The sequence below is a fragment of the Kribbella sp. NPDC051952 genome, assembly GCF_040680855.1.
Lineage (GTDB): Bacteria > Actinomycetota > Actinomycetes > Propionibacteriales > Kribbellaceae > Kribbella.
This window is the reverse complement of record NZ_JBFAXQ010000005.1, coordinates 130,847-148,650: the sequence shown is the minus strand read 5'-3', so window position 1 is coordinate 148,650 and position 17,804 is coordinate 130,847. Positions and strand designations below refer to the sequence as shown.

General features: G+C 68.7%; 14 protein-coding genes and 1 pseudogene. 14 read left to right on the top strand and 1 reads right to left on the bottom strand.

The window, feature by feature from the left end:
- Positions 1–2 precede the first annotated feature (2 nt).
- From AB0L70_RS12155 to ftsZ, 10 genes and pseudogenes are all read left to right on the top strand, one after another.
- Positions 3–2,303 (top strand): penicillin-binding transpeptidase domain-containing protein, encoded by a 2,301-nt coding sequence (locus AB0L70_RS12155; protein ID WP_363682948.1) that lies wholly within the window; start codon positions 3–5, stop codon positions 2,301–2,303.
- Between the two features lie 80 nt (positions 2,304–2,383).
- Positions 2,384–3,907 (top strand): UDP-N-acetylmuramoyl-L-alanyl-D-glutamate--2,6-diaminopimelate ligase, encoded by a 1,524-nt coding sequence (locus tag AB0L70_RS12150; RefSeq protein ID WP_363682946.1) that lies wholly within the window; start codon positions 2,384–2,386, stop codon positions 3,905–3,907.
- Entirely contained in the window at positions 3,904–5,352 is a 1,449-nt protein-coding gene (gene murF / locus AB0L70_RS12145; RefSeq protein ID WP_363682944.1) for a UDP-N-acetylmuramoyl-tripeptide--D-alanyl-D-alanine ligase, read from the top strand. The genes AB0L70_RS12150 and murF overlap by 4 nt, the downstream gene beginning before the upstream one ends.
- Positions 5,349–6,425, top strand: a complete 1,077-nt coding sequence (gene mraY, locus AB0L70_RS12140) for a phospho-N-acetylmuramoyl-pentapeptide-transferase (RefSeq protein ID WP_363682942.1) — start codon at positions 5,349–5,351, stop codon at positions 6,423–6,425. Before murF ends, mraY begins: the two co-directional genes overlap by 4 nt.
- Positions 6,422–7,861, top strand: coding sequence for a UDP-N-acetylmuramoyl-L-alanine--D-glutamate ligase (murD, locus tag AB0L70_RS12135; RefSeq protein ID WP_363682940.1), 1,440 nt, complete (start codon positions 6,422–6,424; stop codon positions 7,859–7,861). The genes mraY and murD overlap by 4 nt, the downstream gene beginning before the upstream one ends.
- A 15-nt stretch (positions 7,862–7,876) precedes the next feature.
- Entirely contained in the window at positions 7,877–9,124 is a 1,248-nt protein-coding gene (ftsW, locus tag AB0L70_RS12130) for a putative lipid II flippase FtsW (protein ID WP_363682938.1), read from the top strand.
- Between the two features lie 26 nt (positions 9,125–9,150).
- The gene (murG, locus tag AB0L70_RS12125) at positions 9,151–10,239 is read left to right on the top strand and encodes an undecaprenyldiphospho-muramoylpentapeptide beta-N-acetylglucosaminyltransferase (protein WP_363682936.1); all 1,089 of its coding nucleotides are present in this window, start codon (positions 9,151–9,153) and stop codon (positions 10,237–10,239) included.
- A complete protein-coding gene (gene murC / locus AB0L70_RS12120) occupies positions 10,236–11,696 on the top strand; it encodes a UDP-N-acetylmuramate--L-alanine ligase (RefSeq protein WP_363682934.1) in 1,461 nt (486 codons plus the stop codon). The genes murG and murC overlap by 4 nt, the downstream gene beginning before the upstream one ends.
- A gap of 18 nt (positions 11,697–11,714) precedes the next feature.
- On the top strand, positions 11,715–12,455 hold the full coding sequence (locus AB0L70_RS12115; protein WP_363682932.1) for an FtsQ-type POTRA domain-containing protein: 741 nt from the start codon (positions 11,715–11,717) through the stop codon (positions 12,453–12,455).
- A gap of 97 nt (positions 12,456–12,552) precedes the next feature.
- Positions 12,553–13,878, top strand: a pseudogene (ftsZ, locus tag AB0L70_RS12110) (cell division protein FtsZ); the annotation flags it as partial.
- Between the two features lie 298 nt (positions 13,879–14,176).
- On the opposite strand, the gene AB0L70_RS12105 reads toward ftsZ, so the two are convergent.
- Positions 14,177–14,680 (bottom strand): helix-turn-helix domain-containing protein, encoded by a 504-nt coding sequence (locus tag AB0L70_RS12105; protein WP_363682930.1) that lies wholly within the window; start codon positions 14,678–14,680, stop codon positions 14,177–14,179.
- Between the two features lie 57 nt (positions 14,681–14,737).
- On the opposite strand from AB0L70_RS12105, the gene AB0L70_RS12100 reads away from it, so the two are divergent.
- The 4 genes from AB0L70_RS12100 (at position 14,738) to sepF (ending at position 17,800) form a co-directional block, all read left to right on the top strand.
- The gene (locus AB0L70_RS12100) at positions 14,738–15,718 is read left to right on the top strand and encodes a S41 family peptidase (RefSeq protein WP_363682928.1); all 981 of its coding nucleotides are present in this window, start codon (positions 14,738–14,740) and stop codon (positions 15,716–15,718) included.
- A 9-nt stretch (positions 15,719–15,727) separates the two neighbouring features.
- Positions 15,728–16,456, top strand: a complete 729-nt coding sequence (gene pgeF / locus AB0L70_RS12095; protein ID WP_363682926.1) for a peptidoglycan editing factor PgeF — start codon at positions 15,728–15,730, stop codon at positions 16,454–16,456.
- Positions 16,453–17,163, top strand: coding sequence for a YggS family pyridoxal phosphate-dependent enzyme (locus AB0L70_RS12090; protein WP_363682924.1), 711 nt, complete (start codon positions 16,453–16,455; stop codon positions 17,161–17,163). The genes pgeF and AB0L70_RS12090 overlap by 4 nt, the downstream gene beginning before the upstream one ends.
- Before the next feature lie 70 nt (positions 17,164–17,233).
- A complete protein-coding gene (sepF, locus tag AB0L70_RS12085; RefSeq protein WP_363682922.1) occupies positions 17,234–17,800 on the top strand; it encodes a cell division protein SepF in 567 nt (188 codons plus the stop codon).
- Positions 17,801–17,804 lie beyond the last annotated feature (4 nt).

Here is a 17,804-nt window from a genome sequence, read left to right as displayed (position 1 = left end):
GGATGACGGATCGACGGGGAAACGAGCCGCCACGTAAACGTGGCACCGAACCGCGGCGGGGCACTCCGCCGCGTAAGGCTCAACCCCGTCGTCCGTCCGTCACCGACAGCACCCGCAACACCCCGCAGCGTCCCGAGTCCACCCGCGAACGCCTCCTCCGCCAGGCGCGCGAAGAGGAAGGTGGCGCTCCGCGCCGCCCCGCCTCAGGTGAGGGCAGACGGCGTCCGCCGCCAGACGCCGCGGGTGAGGGGAGACGGCGTCCGCCGCCGGACGGCGCGCGCGCGGCTGCGCCACGTAAGCGCGCCGAGGGCAGGCCCGCGCCGAAGGCTGCGCCTCGCCGAGCACCCGAAGGCAGTGGAGCGCGCAAGGCGCCTGCTTCTGGAGGTCCGCGCAAGGCTCCGGCCAAGCGCGCTCCCGTCAAGCGGACTCCGGTCAAGAAGGGCGCGGCGAAGAAGCGGCCGCCGCAGAATCGGCCACAGCCTCGGCCCAAGAAGCGGAAGGTCCGCAAGCCGCCGCGAATGCTCCGGTTGGGCCGTCCCGCGCTGCGGTTGCGGGTGACGTTCGGCGTAATGGCGTTCGTACTGTCGTTGTTCGCCGGGCGTCTCGTGCTGCTGCAGGGTGTGGACCCGGACAGCTATGCCCAGGCGGCGACTAAGGAGAACACCAGGCCGTTCGTCCTGCCTGCCTCCCGTGGTGCGATCGAGGATCGCAACGGTGTCCAGCTGGCCGTCTCCGAGGAAGCGGTGGCGATCACCGCGGACCCGACCCAGACGAAGCCGGTGGCCCAGCAGCTCGCCGCGATCATCGCGCCGAAGGTTCCGAGTACGACGTACGCGAAACTCGTCGCGGGGATGACCGGCAAGGGTCGGTACGCCCTGCTCGCGCACCAGGTCAGCCCGCAGGTCTGGAGCGACATCCAGGCCGCGATGAAGAACAAGAACGCCGCGATCAACGAGCAGAACAAGGCCGACCCGACCGGCCCGCAGGCTCCGCTGCTGGCCGGCCTCTATACCGAGGACGACCCGATCCGCAGCCACCCGAACGGCAGTGTCGCCTCGACCGTCGTCGGTGTGGTCGGTGCGGACAGCAAGGGCCAGTCCGGGCTCGAGTACGGCCTGAACGACAAGCTGTCCGGCCAGGACGGCAAGGCGATGTACGAGGTCGACACCCGGGGCAACAAGATCCCGAACGCGAACCACACCGTCGAGGAGCCGAAGCCCGGTGTCAGCGTGCAGCTGACCCTCGACACCGACCTGCAGTACTTCGCGGAACAGCGGATCGCCCAGGCGGTCCGGCAGTACAAGGCCACCTCCGGCACAGTGATCGTGATGGACGTGAAGTCCGGCGAGCTGATGGCGATGGCGAACTACCCGTCGTTCGACCCGAACAAGAAGTACAAGCCGTCCGACCTGAACAACCCGGCCCTCGAGCGCACCTACGAGCCCGGCAGCGTGCAGAAGGTGGCCACGATGGCCGCCCTCGCCGACGCCGGCCTGATCGACCTGAACACCAAGCTCCGGGTGCCCGGCAGCATCGAGGTGCAGCGGCACAAGATCAAGGACCACTGGGACCACGGCCCGATGAACCTGACCATCGCCGGTGTCGTCGCCAAGTCGTCGAACGTCGGCACGATCATGGCCGCGCAGCAGATGCGGATCCCGCAGTTCGTGAAGTACCTGCACGACTTCGGCTTCGGCGAGCCGACCGGGCTGAACTTCCCGGGCGAGAGCCGGGGCAAGCTGATGGCGGGCGACGAGTGGCCCGAGATCACCCGGTCCAACGTCGCCTTCGGCCAAGGTCTGTCCGCGAACGCCGTGCAGATGGCCGCCGCGGTGAACACGGTCGCGAACGGCGGCGTCTACGTGCCGCCGAAGCTGGTCCGCAACTATGTGGACGCGAACGGCACCGTGACCCCGAACCAGGCCGCCGCGCCGCACCGGGTGGTCAGCGACAAGGCCGCCAAGGAAGTCACCACGATGATGGAGGCGGTGACCGCGACGAAGGGCACCGCACCGCAGGCGGCGATCGACGGCTACCTGGTCGCCGGCAAGACCGGTACGGCCCAGGAGGTCGACCCGAAGACCGGCAAGTACGGCAAGTGGGCCACTTCTTTCGCCGGATTCGCTCCGGCCGACAACCCGCGCTTCGTTACGTACGTCGTACTGCACGACCCGAGTGACGGTGTTCGGGGTGGTGGCCTGCAAGGAGGACCGGTGTTCCGAGACGTGATGAGCTACGCGCTGCAGAAGTACGTCGTACCCCCGACGGGAGCCAAGCAGCCCAACGTGCCCATCACCTGGTGACGCAGGACCGCGTGACACCGAGCCTGGTGACGCAGGGTCAGGTAGGAGTCACAGTGCCCGGAGCGGTAGCCTCAGGGCCCGTGTCCACCCCTACCGCCGCAGGCGGCGCCGTAGCCGCGATCAGGCCACGGCACGTCGTGCCGGTCAGCCTCGCCGACGTCGCGAGTGTCGCGAACGCGCGGGTCCCCGCTGGGTCGGTCGACGTCACCGGCGTCTCGCTCGACTCGCGTTCCGTCCTGCCCGGCGACCTGTACGCCGCTCTGCCCGGTGCCGTCACGCATGGCGCCGAGTTCGTGGCGAAAGCCCAGCAGTCCGGGGCTGTCGCCGTACTGACCGACCCGACCGGCGGGGACCGAGCCACGGCAGCTGGTCTGCCGGTGCTCGTGGTCGACAAGCCCCGGGACGTTCTCGGGGCGGTTGCGGCCCGGATCTACGGTGAGCCGACGAGTGAGCTGCGGCTGCTCGGGGTCACCGGTACGAACGGCAAGACCACCACCTGCTTCCTGCTGGACGCCGTACTGCGTGAGCTCGGACCGGCCGCGATGATCGGGACGATCCAGACCCGGATCGGTGCCGAGGTGGTCAAGAGTGTCCGGACCACTCCGGAAGCCACCGACCTGCAGGCGCTCTTCGCGGTGATGCGGGAGCAGGCGGTCGCGTGGTGCTCGATGGAGGTGTCGAGCCACGCACTGGCGATGGGCCGGGTCGACGGGGCTCGGTTCGCGGTCGCTGGGTTCACCAACCTCACGCAGGACCACCTGGACTTCCACCGCACGTTCGAGGAGTACTTCGCGGCAAAGGCCTCACTGTTCACCCCGGAGCGCTGTGATGTCGCCGTGGTGATGATCGACGACGAGTACGGGCGCCGCCTGGCCGCGCAGACCGTCGTACCCCTCGTCACTGTCTCCACCAAGGGCGACGCCGACTGGACGGTCACGAGCCGGCACCAGTCCGAGCAAGGTACGACGGTCTTGGACATCCAGGGTCCTGGCGAGTCGTTGACCGTCGAGATTGCGCTGCCCGGTGACTTCAACGTCGCGAACGCGCTGCTGGCGACCGCGATGCTGCGGCAGCTCGACGTACCCGCGGAGGCGATCGCGACCGGCCTGCGGACCGCGACGATCCCGGGCCGGATGGAGACGTTCACCCGCCAGGACGGCCTGGCGGTCATCGTCGACTACGCGCACACCCCGGACGCGGTCGAGCTGGCGTTGCAGGCCGCGCGGAGTGCGACCAAGGGCCGGTTGTTCGCGGTCGTGGGTTGTGGCGGCGACCGCGATCCCGGCAAGCGGCCCGCGATGGGTGCGGCCGCGGCCCGGACGGCGGACGTCGTGATCGTCACCGACGACAACCCCCGCAGCGAGGACCCGGCCACGATCCGCGCCGCCGCACTCGCCGGTGCGCGGGAAGCGGTCCCCGGCGCCGACCTGCATGAGATCGGTGACCGGCGGCAGGCCATCGCGAGCGCGATCGAGCTGGCCGGTCCGGGCGACACCGTCGTCGTACTCGGCAAGGGCCATGAAACAGGCCAGGACGTCGGCGGTGTGATCCACCCGTTCGACGACCGCGAAACCGTGCGTGAGCTGTTGGAGGCAGACCGGTGATCCCTGTCAGTTGCGGCGAGATCGCCGACGTCGTCGGCGGAGAGCTGGTCGGTGTCGACCCAGCGGCCGTCGTCGACGGCGCGGTGGTGATCGACTCGCGGGCCGCGGGGCAAGGTGGGCTGTTCGTCGCCCTCCCCGGCGAGAACGTCGACGGCCACGACTACGTCGGTACGGCGACCACGGCAGGCGTCACAGCCTCTCTCACCACCCGGCCGATCGAGGGAAGCCCGTGCATCGTCGTCGCCGACTCGCAGAGGGCGCTCGGCGATCTGGCCCGCCTGGTGATCGGCCGGCTGCCCGACCTCACTGTGATCGGCCTGACCGGCTCGTCCGGCAAGACCAGCACCAAGGACCTGATCGCCCAGCTGATCCGCCCGTACGGCGAGACCGTGTCGCCGGAAGGCTCGTTCAACAACGAGATCGGGCACCCGCTGACCGCGCTGCACGCGACCGGGACCACGCAGTACCTGATCGCGGAGATGGGTGCGCGGCACCAGGGCGACATCGTCTACCTGACCGGGATCACCCCGCCGAAGGTCGGCCTGGTGCTGAACGTCGGCACCTCGCACATCGGTGAGTTCGGCACCCAGGACAACATCGCGGTCGCCAAGGGCGAGATGATCGAGGCGGTGATCCCCGGCGGGATCGCGATCCTGAACGCCGACGATCATCGGGTCGCCGCGATGCGGACCCGGACGCAGGAGCGGGTGCTGACCTTCGGGGAGGCGCCCGAGGCCGACATCCGCGCGGAAGGTGTAAAGCTCGACGCCGAGGGCCGCCCGGCCTTTACCTTGCACATCGGTGACTTCAGCGGTGACGTGCAGCTGCGGTTCATCGGCGAGCACTACGTGTCGAACGCGCTGGCTGCCGCGGCCGTGGCTGCGGCGATCGGCATGCCCGCCGAGCAGATCGCGGCCGGACTGAACTCCGCCACCAGGGTGTCCGCGGCGCGGATGGAACTGACCGAGCGGTCGGACGGCGTCACGATCATCAACGACGCGTTCAACGCCAACCCCGACTCGACCCGCGCGGCCCTGAAGTCCCTGGTCGCGATCGGCCGGTCCCGCGGTGCGCGGACGTGGGCGGTGCTGGGCGAGATGCTCGAGCTCGGCGACAGGTCGGGCGAGGAGCACGACGCGATCGGGCGACTGGTGGTGCGGCTGGATGTGAACCGGCTGCTCGTGGTCGGTGCGGGCGCGAAACCGATCCACCTCGGTGCCTCGCTCGAAGGGTCGTGGGGGAACGAGTCCGCGTTCGTGGACACCATTCCCGAGGCGCTCGAGCTGCTGCGCACCGAGTTGCGGCCGGGTGACGTCGTACTGGTGAAGTCCTCGAAGGGTGCGAAACTGCGCAGCCTCGCCGACGCCTTGCTACCCGGACGCGATGAGCTGTCCAAGTTTGCTGAGCGCGATGAGCTGTCCAAGTCTGTGGAGGACGTGCAGTGATCTCGATCCTGTTCGCCGGCGCCGTCTCGATGGTGCTGACGCTGATCGGCACCCGGTGGGCGATCGCGGTGCTGTCCAAGCGTGGCTACGGCCAGGAGATCCGCGACGACGGCCCGACCTCGCACCACACCAAGCGCGGTACGCCGACCATGGGCGGCACGGTCTTCATCATCGCGACCATCGTCGGGTACTTCGCGGCGAAGCTGTTCACGATGATCGGTGGCCACGGCAGCGCGCCGACCGCCTCGGCACTGCTCGTGCTGTTCCTGTTCGCCGGGATGGGCGCGGTCGGCTTCTTGGACGACTTCATCAAGATCTTCCGGCAGCGCAGCCTGGGCCTGCGCAGCAAGGCGAAACTGGCCGGCCAGACCATGGTCGCGGTGATCTTCGCCGTGCTCGCGCTGCAGTTCCCGGACGACCGCGGGCAGCGGCCGGCGTCGCCGTTCATCTCGTTCATCCGCGACATCGGCTGGCTGGAGCTGCCGATGATCCTGGTGGTGATCTGGATCCTGCTGCTGATCGCGGGCATGTCGAACGGCGTGAACCTGGTCGACGGCCTGGACGGTCTGGCCACCGGCGCCTCGATGATGGTCTTCGGCGCCTACACGCTGATCTGTATCTGGCAGTTCAACCAGAGCTGTGCGACCACACCCGAGGCCAGGTGTTACGAGGTCCGGGATCCGCACGACCTGGCGGTGGTGGCGGCCGCGCTGACCGGTGCGCTGTTCGGGTTCCTGTGGTGGAACGCGTCGCCGGCCAAGATCTTCATGGGCGACACCGGTTCGCTGTCGCTCGGCGGTGCGCTGGCCGGCTTCGCGGTGATGACCCGGACCGAACTGCTCGTGCTGCTGCTCGGCGGGCTGTTCGTCATCGTCACCGCGTCGGTCATCCTGCAGGTCGGGTACTTCAAGATCACGCACGGCAAACGGCTGTTCCGAATGGCCCCGCTGCATCACCACTTCGAGATGCTCGGCTGGGAACAGGTCAACGTGGTGATCCGGTTCTGGATCATCCAGGGACTGTGTGTGGTGATCGGACTCGGGGTCTTCTACGCGGAATGGGTGGCCACATGAGTCTGGAAACACGGACGGACGACGGCTGGGCGACGACGCGGTTCGTCGTGCTGGGATTCGGTACGGCGGGTTACGCCTGCGCCGACTCGCTGATCCAGGCCGGCGCGGAGCAGGTCGTCGTACTCGATGACCGGGACAACGCGGCGCTGCGCGAGAAGGCGCAGATCCTCGAAACGCTCGGCGCCACGATCACGCTCGGTCCGGGCAGTACGGCGGAACTTCCCAAGGAAGTCGACGTCGTCGTGACGTCGCCCGGCGTACCGCCGCATGCACCTTTGCTGGCCCAGGCTGCCGAGCGGGATGTGCCGATCTGGAGTGAGATCGAGCTGGCCTGGCGGTTGCGCGATCCGGCCAACGCGGCGCCGTGGTTGTGCATCACCGGGACCAACGGCAAGACCACGACCGTACAGATGCTGACCGCGATGCTGGCCGCGGCCGGTCACCGGACCGTTGCTGCAGGCAACGTTGGTCTGCCGCTGCTCGAGGTCGTGATGGACCCCGAGCCGTACGACGTGATCGCGGTCGAGCTGTCGAGCTACCAGTTGCACTTCACTCACTCGATGTCCGCGCACTCGGCCGCCGTACTGAATCTCGCGCCGGACCATGTCGACTGGCACGGCTCGATGGAGGCGTACGCCAAGGACAAGGGCCGGATCTACGAGAACTGCCAGATCGCCTGCGTCTACAACGTCGCCGACCCGGCCACCGAGCAGTTGGTGGTCGACGCGGACGTGATCGAAGGCTGCCGCGCGATCGGCTTCACCCTGGGTACGCCGGGACCGTCGATGGTCGGCCTGGTGGACGAATTGCTGGTGGACCGGGCGTTCGTCGAGCAGCGCGCCACGTCGGCCCTGGAGCTCGCGACGATCGAGGACGTCAACCCGCCGGCGCCGCACAACGTGGCGAACGCGTTGGCCGCGGCCGCACTGGCCCGGTCGTTCGGCGTACCGGCGACGGCGATCCGGGACGCGCTGCGCGGGTTCCGGCCGGACAAGCACCGGATCGCGCACGTCGCGGAGGTTGCCGGGGTCAACTATGTCGACGACTCGAAGGCGACGAACCCGCACGCGGCCCAGGCTTCGTTGCTCGCGTACGACCCGGTGGTGTGGATCGCGGGCGGGCAGGCCAAGGGTGCGACGTTCGACGAACTGGTGATCGCGGCACGGGATCGATTGCGTGCCGTCGTACTGCTCGGCCAGGACAAGGACGTGATCGCCGAAGCACTCGAGCGACACGCACCGGATGTCCCGAGGATCGTGATCGAGGCAACGGACACTGGAGCCATGGAGATCGTGGTGGGGGAGGCAGCGAAGCTCGCACAGGTGGGTGACACCGTGCTGCTCGCGCCTGGCTGCGCATCCTGGGACATGTTCGCCAACTACGGAGCCCGTGGGGACGCCTTCGCCGAAGCCGTGCACCGGCGAGGCCGTGTCTGATCCGGGGGTGATCGAGTGACGTCGATCGCGGACCAGCCGGACCAGAAGGACAAAACTCAGGAACGGCCGTGGCTTGCGGCAATCCGTGAGGTGCTGGACCGACCGCTGACGTCGTACCACATCCTGCTCGGAGCCACCGGTCTGTTGCTGGTGCTCGGGCTGCTGATGGTGCTGTCGGCATCGAGTGTCCTGTCGCTGCGCGCGAACGGGAACAGCTACACGATCTTCATCCGCCAGCTGATCTGGGTCGGCGTCGGCCTGCCGATGGCGTACGTCGCGTCCCGGATGACGCCGCGCCACTTCCGCATGCTCTCGTACGTCGCCCTGCTCGGCTCGGTGTTCCTCCTGGTCCTCACCTACGTCCCGGGACTCGGCGTCGGCGTGAACGGAAACACCAACTGGCTGAACCTCGGTGGACCGCTGCAGATCCAGCCGAGTGAGTTCGCCAAGCTCGCACTGGTGATGTGGTGCGCGGATCTCTATGCCCGCAAGGAGAAACTGCTCACCCAGTGGAAGCACCTCCTGGTCCCGATGGTCCCGGTCAGCGGCCTGGTGATCGCGCTCGTCGTCGGCCAGCACGACCTCGGTACGGCGCTCGTCCTGATGGCCGTGATGATCGGCCTGATCTGGATCGTCGGCGCACCGACCCGGCTGTTCGTCGCGACGATCCTGGTGGTCGGCGCGACCGCGGCGTACTTCGTCAACGCGGAGAAGTACCGGATGGCGCGCGTCACGTCGTTCCTGGACCCGTTCGCCGACCCGACCGCGGTCGGCTGGCAGGCGTACCACTCGTTCTACGCACTCTCGACGGGTGGCTGGTGGGGCGTCGGGATCGGCAACAGCCGGCAGAAGTGGGGCAACCTGCCGGAGGCGCACACCGACTTCATTTTCTCCGTGATCGGTGAGGAGCTCGGCCTGGTCGGGTCGCTCACCGTGCTCGCCCTGTTCCTCACCCTGGCGTACGCCGGAGTGCGGATCGCGACCCGGAACACCGAGCCGTTCGTCCGCTATGCGGCGGCCGGAATCACGATCTGGATCATGGCCCAGACGCTGGTCAACCTGGGTGCCGTGATCGGGTTGCTACCCATCGTGGGGATTCCGCTCCCGCTTTTGTCGTACGGTGGTTCCGCACTGCTGCCGACGCTGATCGCGATCGGCATGCTGCTGTCCTTCGCGAAGGCCGAACCCGGCGCGCAGGCTGCCCTGAAGGAGACCCGGCGGCCGCGTTTCGGATGGTTGCCGTCGCGGCGAGCGAACGACTGAGAGAACCCGCGGGAGCGTTGAAAGCTGTGCCCAGCATCGTCCTGGCCGGTGGCGGTAGCGCCGGCCATACTTCACCCCTGATCGCCACCGCCGACGCGCTGCGCCGGATCGATCCGACCATCGAGATCCTCGCGCTCGGCACCGAGCGCGGTCTGGAGACCCGGGTCGTCCCCGAGGCCGGCTACCGGCTCGAGCTGATTCCACCGGTGCCGCTGCCGCGCAAACCCACCCCGGCGCTGCTCGCCGTTCCGGGGAAGATGCTGGCCTCGGTGAGCGCCGCCCGGCGCATCCTGGACGACGCCAAGGCGGACGTCCTGGTCGGCTTCGGCGGGTATGTCTCCACCCCCGCGTACGTCGCCGCATGGCGCCGCAAGACGCCGATCGTGGTGCACGAGGGCAACGCCGTACCGGGGATCGCGAACAAGTTCGCCGCCCGCTACTGCACCCAGCACGTGAAGACGTCGTTCCCGGGCACCGGGCTGCCGCACGCCGAGTACGTCGGCCTGCCGATCCGGCGCGCCATCTCCCAGCTGGACCGGGCCGCGCTCCGCGCCGAGGCCCGGCAGTTCTTCGGGCTCGACCCGGACGCACCGACGCTGTTCGTCACCGGCGGTTCGCAGGGGGCGCAGCAGATCAACCAGGCCGTCTCCGGTGCGGCCGCGGACCTGCAGGCGGCCGGGATCCAGGTCCTGCACGCGATCGGCCCGAAGAACACCCTCGAGGTCCCGCAGACGGGCCGCTATCCGTACGTCGTACTGAACTACGTCGACCGGATGGATCTCGCGTACGCCGCCGCCGACCTGGTGGTCTGCCGGTCCGGCGCGAACACGGTTACCGAGGTGTCCGGTGTCGGCCTGCCCGCGATCTACGTTCCGCTCCCGATCGGTAACGGTGAGCAGCGGTTGAACGCGAAGCCGGTGGTGGACGTGGGTGGTGGTGTGCTGATCGACAACGCCGACCTGACCGCGGACTGGGTCCGGGCGAACGTGCCGCAACTTCTGCTCGACCGCGAGCGTCTGACAGCCATGTCCACAGCAGCGACCGGTGTGATCCGGACGGATGCCGACGAGCGATTGGCGCGGATCATCCTCGATGTGGTGAGGTCTGCTTCGTGATCGTCACCGCTCCTGACACCACACTCCCGGCGGAAAAGCTGGGCCGGGTGCACTTCGTAGGAATCGGCGGCGCCGGCATGTCCGGCATCGCCCGGATCATGGCGTCCCGCGGCATCGAGGTGTCCGGTTCCGACGCCAAGGACGGCAAGGTGCTGGCCGCGCTGCGCGCGCTCGGCGCCACCTGCTGGGTCGGTCACGCCGCCGAGCATGTCGCCGAGGCCGACACCGTCGTGGTGTCGACCGCGATCCGCGAGACCAACCCCGAGGTCGTCGCGGCCCGGGCTGCCGGGATCCCGATCCTGCCGCGGGCCGCCGCGCTGGCCTCCGTGATGGTCGGCCGCCGGACGATCGCCGTCGCGGGAACGCACGGGAAGACGACCACGACGTCGATGCTGACCGTGGCGCTGCAGCACTGCGCGGCCGATCCGTCGTACGCGATCGGCGGCAACCTGAACGAGTCGGGTTCGAATGCCCACGACGGCACCGGTGACCTGTTCGTCGCCGAGGCTGATGAGTCGGACAAGTCGTTCCTGACGTACACACCTGAGGTGTCGATCGTCACGTCGGTCGAGCCGGATCACCTGGACAACTACGGCGACGAGGCCAGCTACCGCAAGGCGTTCGAGGAGTTCTGCGCTCGGGTCCTGCCCGGTGGGTTCATGGTCATCTGCCATGACGACGCGGGCGCTCGCCGGTTGGCGTCGTACGCGCGCGAACAGGGCATCGACGTACGGACATATGGCGAGGCCGAGGACGCGGACCTGCACGTCACCGAGATCACCGCGACCGGGGCGACGCAGTCGTTCGTGCCGGTGTATCGCGGCCGCAAACTCCCGATGGTGCAGTTGCAGCAAGCGGGCAAGCACAACGCGCTGAACGCGTCGGCTGCGATGACGGTCGGGCTTGGGCTCGGGTTCTCGGCGGCTGATCTGGCCGAGGGGCTGGCGTCGTTCACCGGGACCGGGCGGCGGTTCGAGTTCAAGGGGCTCGAGGACGGGGTGCGGGTGTTCGACTCGTACGCGCACCACCCGACCGAGCTGGCCGTGGACCTGACCGCGGCGCGCCAGGTGGCGGGGGAGGGGCGCGTGATCGCGTGCTTCCAGCCGCATCTGTTCAGCCGGACCCGGATCTTCGCCAAGGAGTTCTCCGAGGCGCTCGCGCTGGCCGACGAGGTCGTCGTGATGGACGTGTTCGCGGCGCGCGAGGACCCGGAGCCCGGTGTGACCGGTGCCCTGCTCGCCAACCACGTGCCGTTGAAGCCGGAGCAGGTGCGGTTCGAGCCGTCGTGGTCCGCCGTACCGCAGCTGGTGGCGGATCTGGCCGAGCCGGGCGACCTGGTCGTGACCCTGGGCGCCGGTGACGTGACGCTGATCGGGCCGGAAGTTGTTGGTTTGCTGGCCGAACGCGCCGCCGCCCGCGAGTCTGCCGAGGCAGCGCTCACACCTGTGGTGGAGTAAACGGGTGGGGTCGACCGTATGAGCCAGAGCGCTGATCTGGCTCGGGCACAACAGCGGTTCGCGCGCCGGCAACGGCTGGTGCGCTGGCGGAGTTGGCTTCCGTGGGCGATCGGTGGCGCACTGGTCGTCCTGGCCGGGTTGATCGTCTGGTTGTTCTACTACTCGTCCGCGTTCGCCGTCTCCGGCGTCCGGGTGAGTGGTGCGGATACGGTGCCGGTGGCAACGATCGAGCAGGCGGCGGCGGCACCGATCGGTACGCCGCTGGCGAAGGTCGACCTGCGTTCGATCGCGGACCGGGTGCGGACGATCCCGGCCGTCGCGGACGCGCAGGTAACCCGCGCCTGGCCGAGCAAAGTCGTGATCGTCGTCACCGAACGCGTGCCGGTGGTGGTCGTGACGGACGGTTCGCGGTTCGAGCTGGTGGACGCGACTGGTGCGGCCTTCAAGACGGTGCCGGACCGGCCGGCCGGACTGCCGGAGGCCAAGATCACCGGCACCCGGCGCGACGTCACGATCCGTTCGGTGGTGACGGTTTCGGCCGCCCTGCCGGACACCCTGCGCTCGCAGGTCGGGACGATCTCGGCCGCGTCACCGGACTCGATCACCCTCAACCTCTCCTCCGGCGTGAGGGTCGTTTGGGGCAGTTCCGATGACAGCGAGCGCAAGGCGGAGGTACTCAGCGTGCTGATGAAGCGCAAGGCGAGCGTGTACGACGTCTCGGCGCCCGATCTCCCTGTCACCAAAGGGGAAAAGCGGTGATCGGTCACATCACGGGAGTGTGCGGCGAGGCGCGTGGACTTTGGCTGGAAGCGTCCCGTACCGTGCGTCGTAATCTAAAGTTGACATAAGTCTAAGCATGCAGTTGAGGTTCAGTCTTTTCGCTGGACAACGGGAAACGAACGAGGCGAGAGGCGCGGACGTGGCGGCACCGCAGAACTACCTGGCACTCATCAAGGTCGTAGGCATCGGCGGCGGCGGCGTGAACGCCGTGAACCGGATGATCGAGCACGGCTTGAAGGGCGTTGAGTTCATCGCCATCAATACCGACGCCCAGGCGCTGTTGATGAGCGACGCGGACGTCAAGCTCGACATCGGCCGGGAGGAGACCCGGGGCCTCGGCGCCGGCGCGAACCCGGCGATCGGGCAGAAGGCCGCCGAGGACCACGGCGAGGAGATCGAGGAGGCGCTGAAGGGCGCCGACATGGTCTTCGTCACCGCCGGCGAGGGCGGCGGCACCGGCACCGGTGGTGCGCCGGTGGTGTCCCGGATCGCTCGCTCGCTCGGTGCGCTGACGATCGGTGTGGTGACCCGGCCGTTCTCGTTCGAGGGCAAGCGCCGCGCGACCCAGGCGGAGGACGGCATCGCCGCCCTCCGTGAAGAGGTCGACACCCTGATCGTCATCCCGAACGACCGGCTGCTGACGATCTCCGACCGTGCCGTGTCCGTGCTGGATGCGTTCAAGCAGGCCGACCAGGTGCTGCTGCAAGGTGTCTCCGGCATCACCGACCTGATCACCACCCCCGGTCTGATCAACGTGGACTTCGCCGACGTCAAGGCGGTCATGTCGAACGCCGGCTCGGCGCTGATGGGCATCGGCTCGTCCCGCGGCGAGGACCGCGCGGTGGCGGCGGCCGAGGCGGCCATCTCCTCACCGTTGCTTGAGGCAAGCATCGAGGGTGCGCACGGCGTACTGCTCTCGATCGCGGGTGGTTCCGACCTGGGCCTGTTCGAGATCAACGAGGCGGCCCAGCTGGTCTCGGAGTCCGCCCACACCGACGCGAACATCATCTTCGGTGCGGTCATCGACGACGCCCTCGGCGACGAGGTCCGCGTCACCGTGATCGCGGCCGGCTTCGACGGCGGCATGCCGAAGCGTCGCGAGCAGGCGATGAGCCAGGCACGTCCGCAGTCGTCCCGGTCGGAGTCCTACTCGGCCCCGATGTCGGGCGGTGGCTCGACGACGCAGACTCCGCCGCCTGGTCAGCAGACCACGCCGTCCACCACACAGTCCACTACGCCTCCGCCCGCGCAGAACACTCCGGCGGGCCAGCCTGCCTCGACTCCTGTGCAGGGTTCGACGGGTCAGCCGCCGGCCACGAACAACCAGCCGCCTGCCACCGCGCAGCCGGTGAACCCGCCGTCGCCGACCGACGACACCGTGCCGGTGCCGGCTCCGACCGAGGGACGTCCGGGCGTGGGTACGACCCACTCGGCGCGTCCGCAGTCCGGCGACCCGGTCCGCACGGTTCAGCCGGGCCAGCAGTCCCCCCAGACGGCCCAGCCCGCACCGCACACCCCGGCCAGCCCGACGACGCCGCACTCCTGGCCCACCAACGGACCGAGCAGCTCGAACCCTGGTTCCGGCGCGTCCACCGGAGGCTCCCAGTCCACACCGCCCCGGCCGACCCGTAAGCCGGACCCGGAAGAGGACCTCGACATCCCGGACTTCCTGAAGTAACCCGCCAGTCCGACACGGCGCACTAGGTCTGGCGGGGGCGGTAGACCGAGACGACGACGCCGTACCTGGACTCCCCGGGTCCGGCGTCGGTGAGTCCGTCGGCGATCTGCTCCAGCTGATCGGACAGCTCGGCGGCCTGCTGCCGGGTCAGCCGGATGTTGCGGAGGACGATCAACGGCTCCGCGTCCGCGGTGGCGAGCTCGGCTCCGACCGCCTGCAGTGAGACCGCGGCGTTCGCCCGTGCGCCTTCCCCGACGAAGTCGAACATCCGGGCCGCCCGCTCGTAGTACTGCTCGGTCCCACCCCGCACCTGCCGCGTCCCGGCGAGCCGCACCATGCCCGCATCCCGCAGTACGCCGAGATGATGCGCGACGTTCCCCTTCGCCGTCCCGAGTGCGGTCGCCAGCTGGCTGATCGTCGCCGCCTCCTGGCCGAGCGCGAACAGCAACCGGTGCCGCAGTGGATGCCCGAGCGCCTTGAAGTGCTCGGCACTGGACACCTCGAAACGATCGGGCATCTCCGTCATGAATCAAGCGTCGAGAATTCTTGACGCTTTGTCAATCCGCGTGCTTCACTCCTGCCCATGAATCCTGAGGAGATCCGCTCCGTCGTCCGCAACCTGGCCGGCCTGGTGGCCGAGCACTACGTCTTTCCCGAGGTCGGCGCCGAGGTCGCCGCCCGCCTGACCGCCGCCGCCGAGTCTGGCCGGTACGACGCACTCGACACGCCTGAGCGGTTGTCCGAGCTCGTCACCGCCGACCTGCAGGTCGGCAACAACGACCTGCACCTGCGCCTGATGTTCCACGCCGGCGAGGTTCCGGACGAGAAGGACCCGGCGGCCGAGGAGGCGTACTGGATGCGGCGGGCCGAGCTCGACGCCGGCGGTATCGGCCGGATCGAGCGGCTGGACGGCAACATCGGCCTGCTCGAGCTCCGGCCGCTGCTCTACGACCCGGCGCACGCCGGTGCCGCGATGACCGCGGCGCTGTCGATGGTCGCCGGCACCGATGCCCTGCTGATCGACCTGCGGCGCTGCCTCGGTGGATCGCCGGAGCAGGTCGCACTGGTCTGCAGTCATCTGTTCGGAACGGATCCCGTGCATCTCAACGACCTGGTCACCCCGTTCGACGGGACCGTGCGGCAGTACTGGACCACGCCGTACGTCGGCGTGCCTCGCTTCGGCGCCACCAAGCCGATCTGGGTCCTGACCAGTGCGTCGACGTTCTCGGCTGGTGAGGAGCTGACCTACGACCTGCAGCAACTCAAGCGGGCGCAGATCGTCGGCGAACGGACCCGGGGCGGTGCCCATCCCCGGCGCGGATTCAAGCTGCACCAGCACCTGGAGGCGACGCTCCCGGTGGCGCGGGCGATGAACCCGGTCTCCGGCACCAACTGGGAAGGAACGGGCGTGACTCCGGATGTCGAGGTGCCGGCCGCCGACGCGTTCACCGTCGCCTACCGCAGCGCGCTCGAACACGTCCTGACGCTGTCCTCGGATCCGGACCGGCGAAGTGTGACCGACGAGGCGCGGACAGTGCTGGGTGCCGCGGTCGTGGCTGGGTAATCTTCAGGCGTGTTCAGTTACGACGAGGTTCTCGGGTCTGTCCGCTTCGCCGTCACTGATCGCTTCGGCGGTGCGAGCACAGCGCCGTACGGCGAACTGAACCTCGGTAGCGCGGTCGGCGACGACGCCGATGCGGTCCGGGAGAACTACCGCCGGATCGCGGCCGAGTTCGGCGTGCAGCCGGAGGCCGTGGTCCGGGTCAACCAGGTCCACGGCCGCGACGTCCAGGTCGTCGGGGCCGAGGACGAGCTGCCGCTGACCCCGATGCCGAAGGCTGATGCGCTCGTCACAACGCGCGACGACATCGTGCTCGCCGTCCGCGCCGCCGACTGTCTGCCGGTGTTGCTCGCCGGTGACGGCGTGATCGGTGCGGCCCACTCGGGACGCAAGGGAATGTACGTCGGCGTCGTACCGGCAACTGTGGAAGCGATGCGTGACCTCGGTGCCCGTCAGATCACCGCCGTACTCGGGCCGTCCGCGTGTGGGAAGTGTTACGAGGTCCCGGCGGCCATGCGCGCCGAGGTGGCCGAGCAGGTCCCCGCGTCGTACGGCGAGACCAGTTGGGGTACGCCGTCCATCGACGTGGCGGCCGGAGTCCGTGCCCAGCTGGACGAACTGGGTGTCGAGGTGCTCGACGCGAACCGCTGCACGATCGAGTCCGACGACCTCTACTCGTACCGGCGCGAAGGTCCGGTGAGCGGGCGGATGGCCGGGCTCGTCAAGCTGTCGGCGCGATGAGTCGCGAGGACGAGCTGCGGGAGAATCTCCAGCAGGCGCGAGAACGGATCAAGAAGGCCTGTCAGGCGGCCGGGAGGCGCCCCGACGAGGTAAACCTCATCGCGATCACCAAAACCTTCCCAGTCAGCGATGTACGGGCGCTGGCGGCCCTCGGCGTACACGACGTCGGCGAGAACCGTGAGCAGGAGCTCAAGGAGAAGGGGCCGGAGTGCCCTGAGCTGACGTGGCACTTCGTCGGGCAGTTGCAGTCGAAGAAGGCCCGCTCGGTGGTGCGCTCGGCGTCGGTCGTGCATTCGGTGGACCGTTCGTCGCTCGTGTCGGCGCTGTCCAAGGCTGCGGTGGCCGAGGAGAAGACCCTTCGGTGTCTCCTGCAGGTGAGTCTGGCGTCGTACGGGACCGCGGACGCTGCGACCGGTGCTGCCCGCGGTGGTGTCGAGCCTCACGCCGTACTCGAACTGGCTGCGGAGGTGGCGTCGGCCGATGGTCTCGAGCTCGGGGGAGTGATGGCGGTGGCGCCGCTCGGATCCGACCCGGACGAGGCGTTCGCGGGCCTGCTCGACGTAGCGTCGCGGTTACGCTCCGAACATCCTGGCGCGGATTGGATCTCGGCCGGGATGACCGGTGATCTCGAGGCGGCGATCAGGCACGGAGCGACACACGTTCGGCTCGGGCGCGCCTTACTCGGTACGCGTCCTCCACTCGGTTAGTGTCGACATCGAGCAGGTTTTGCTTCCTGCTCACCGTTGTCGTCGAACCGGATCGAGGGGCTGGAGGGCCATGAGCGGCGCGCTGCGCAAGATGGGTGTGTACCTCGGCTTGGTCGAGGACGGGGAGCGCTACAACGCGCGGTACGACGACGAGTACGACGACTACGACGAGTACGAGGACGAAGCCGTCGACGGGGAGTCCCACGAGCCCGAGCCGGTCGCTGCCGGCCGGGAGGTCCGCGAGTCCCGTGAGTCCCGCACCGAGTCGCCGTCGCACTCGGGCCGCGAGGACCAGGGCGCGACGGTCAGCAAGTTTCCAGATCGACGTGGTGTCGCACCGTCCCCGGAGGTTACCGAGTTGGCCCGCATCACCACCGTGCACCCGCGCAGCTACAACGAGGCGCGAGTCATCGGTGAGCACTTCCGCGACGGCACGCCCGTCATCATGAACCTGACCGAGATGGACCACGCCGACGCCAAGCGGCTGGTCGATTTCGCCGCCGGGCTGATCTTCTGCTGCCGTGGCTCGATCGAGCGGATCACCACCAAGGTGTTCCTGGTCTGCCCGCCGAACGTCACAGTCGCCGCCGAGGAGAAGGAGAAGATCGCCGCGGACGGGTTCTACAACCAGAGCTGACGCT

Coding starts and splice junctions, on each gene's coding strand:
- AB0L70_RS12105 (WP_363682930.1), bottom strand. CDS start 14,680: ATGACGGAGATGCCCGATCGTTTCGAGGTGTCCAGTGCCGAGCACTTC.
- sepF (WP_363682922.1), top strand. CDS start 17,234: ATGAGCGGCGCGCTGCGCAAGATGGGTGTGTACCTCGGCTTGGTCGAG.
- AB0L70_RS12100 (WP_363682928.1), top strand. CDS start 14,738: ATGAATCCTGAGGAGATCCGCTCCGTCGTCCGCAACCTGGCCGGCCTG.
- AB0L70_RS12090 (WP_363682924.1), top strand. CDS start 16,453: ATGAGTCGCGAGGACGAGCTGCGGGAGAATCTCCAGCAGGCGCGAGAA.
- AB0L70_RS12155 (WP_363682948.1), top strand. CDS start 3: ATGACGGATCGACGGGGAAACGAGCCGCCACGTAAACGTGGCACCGAA.
- AB0L70_RS12115 (WP_363682932.1), top strand. CDS start 11,715: ATGAGCCAGAGCGCTGATCTGGCTCGGGCACAACAGCGGTTCGCGCGC.
- murD (WP_363682940.1), top strand. CDS start 6,422: ATGAGTCTGGAAACACGGACGGACGACGGCTGGGCGACGACGCGGTTC.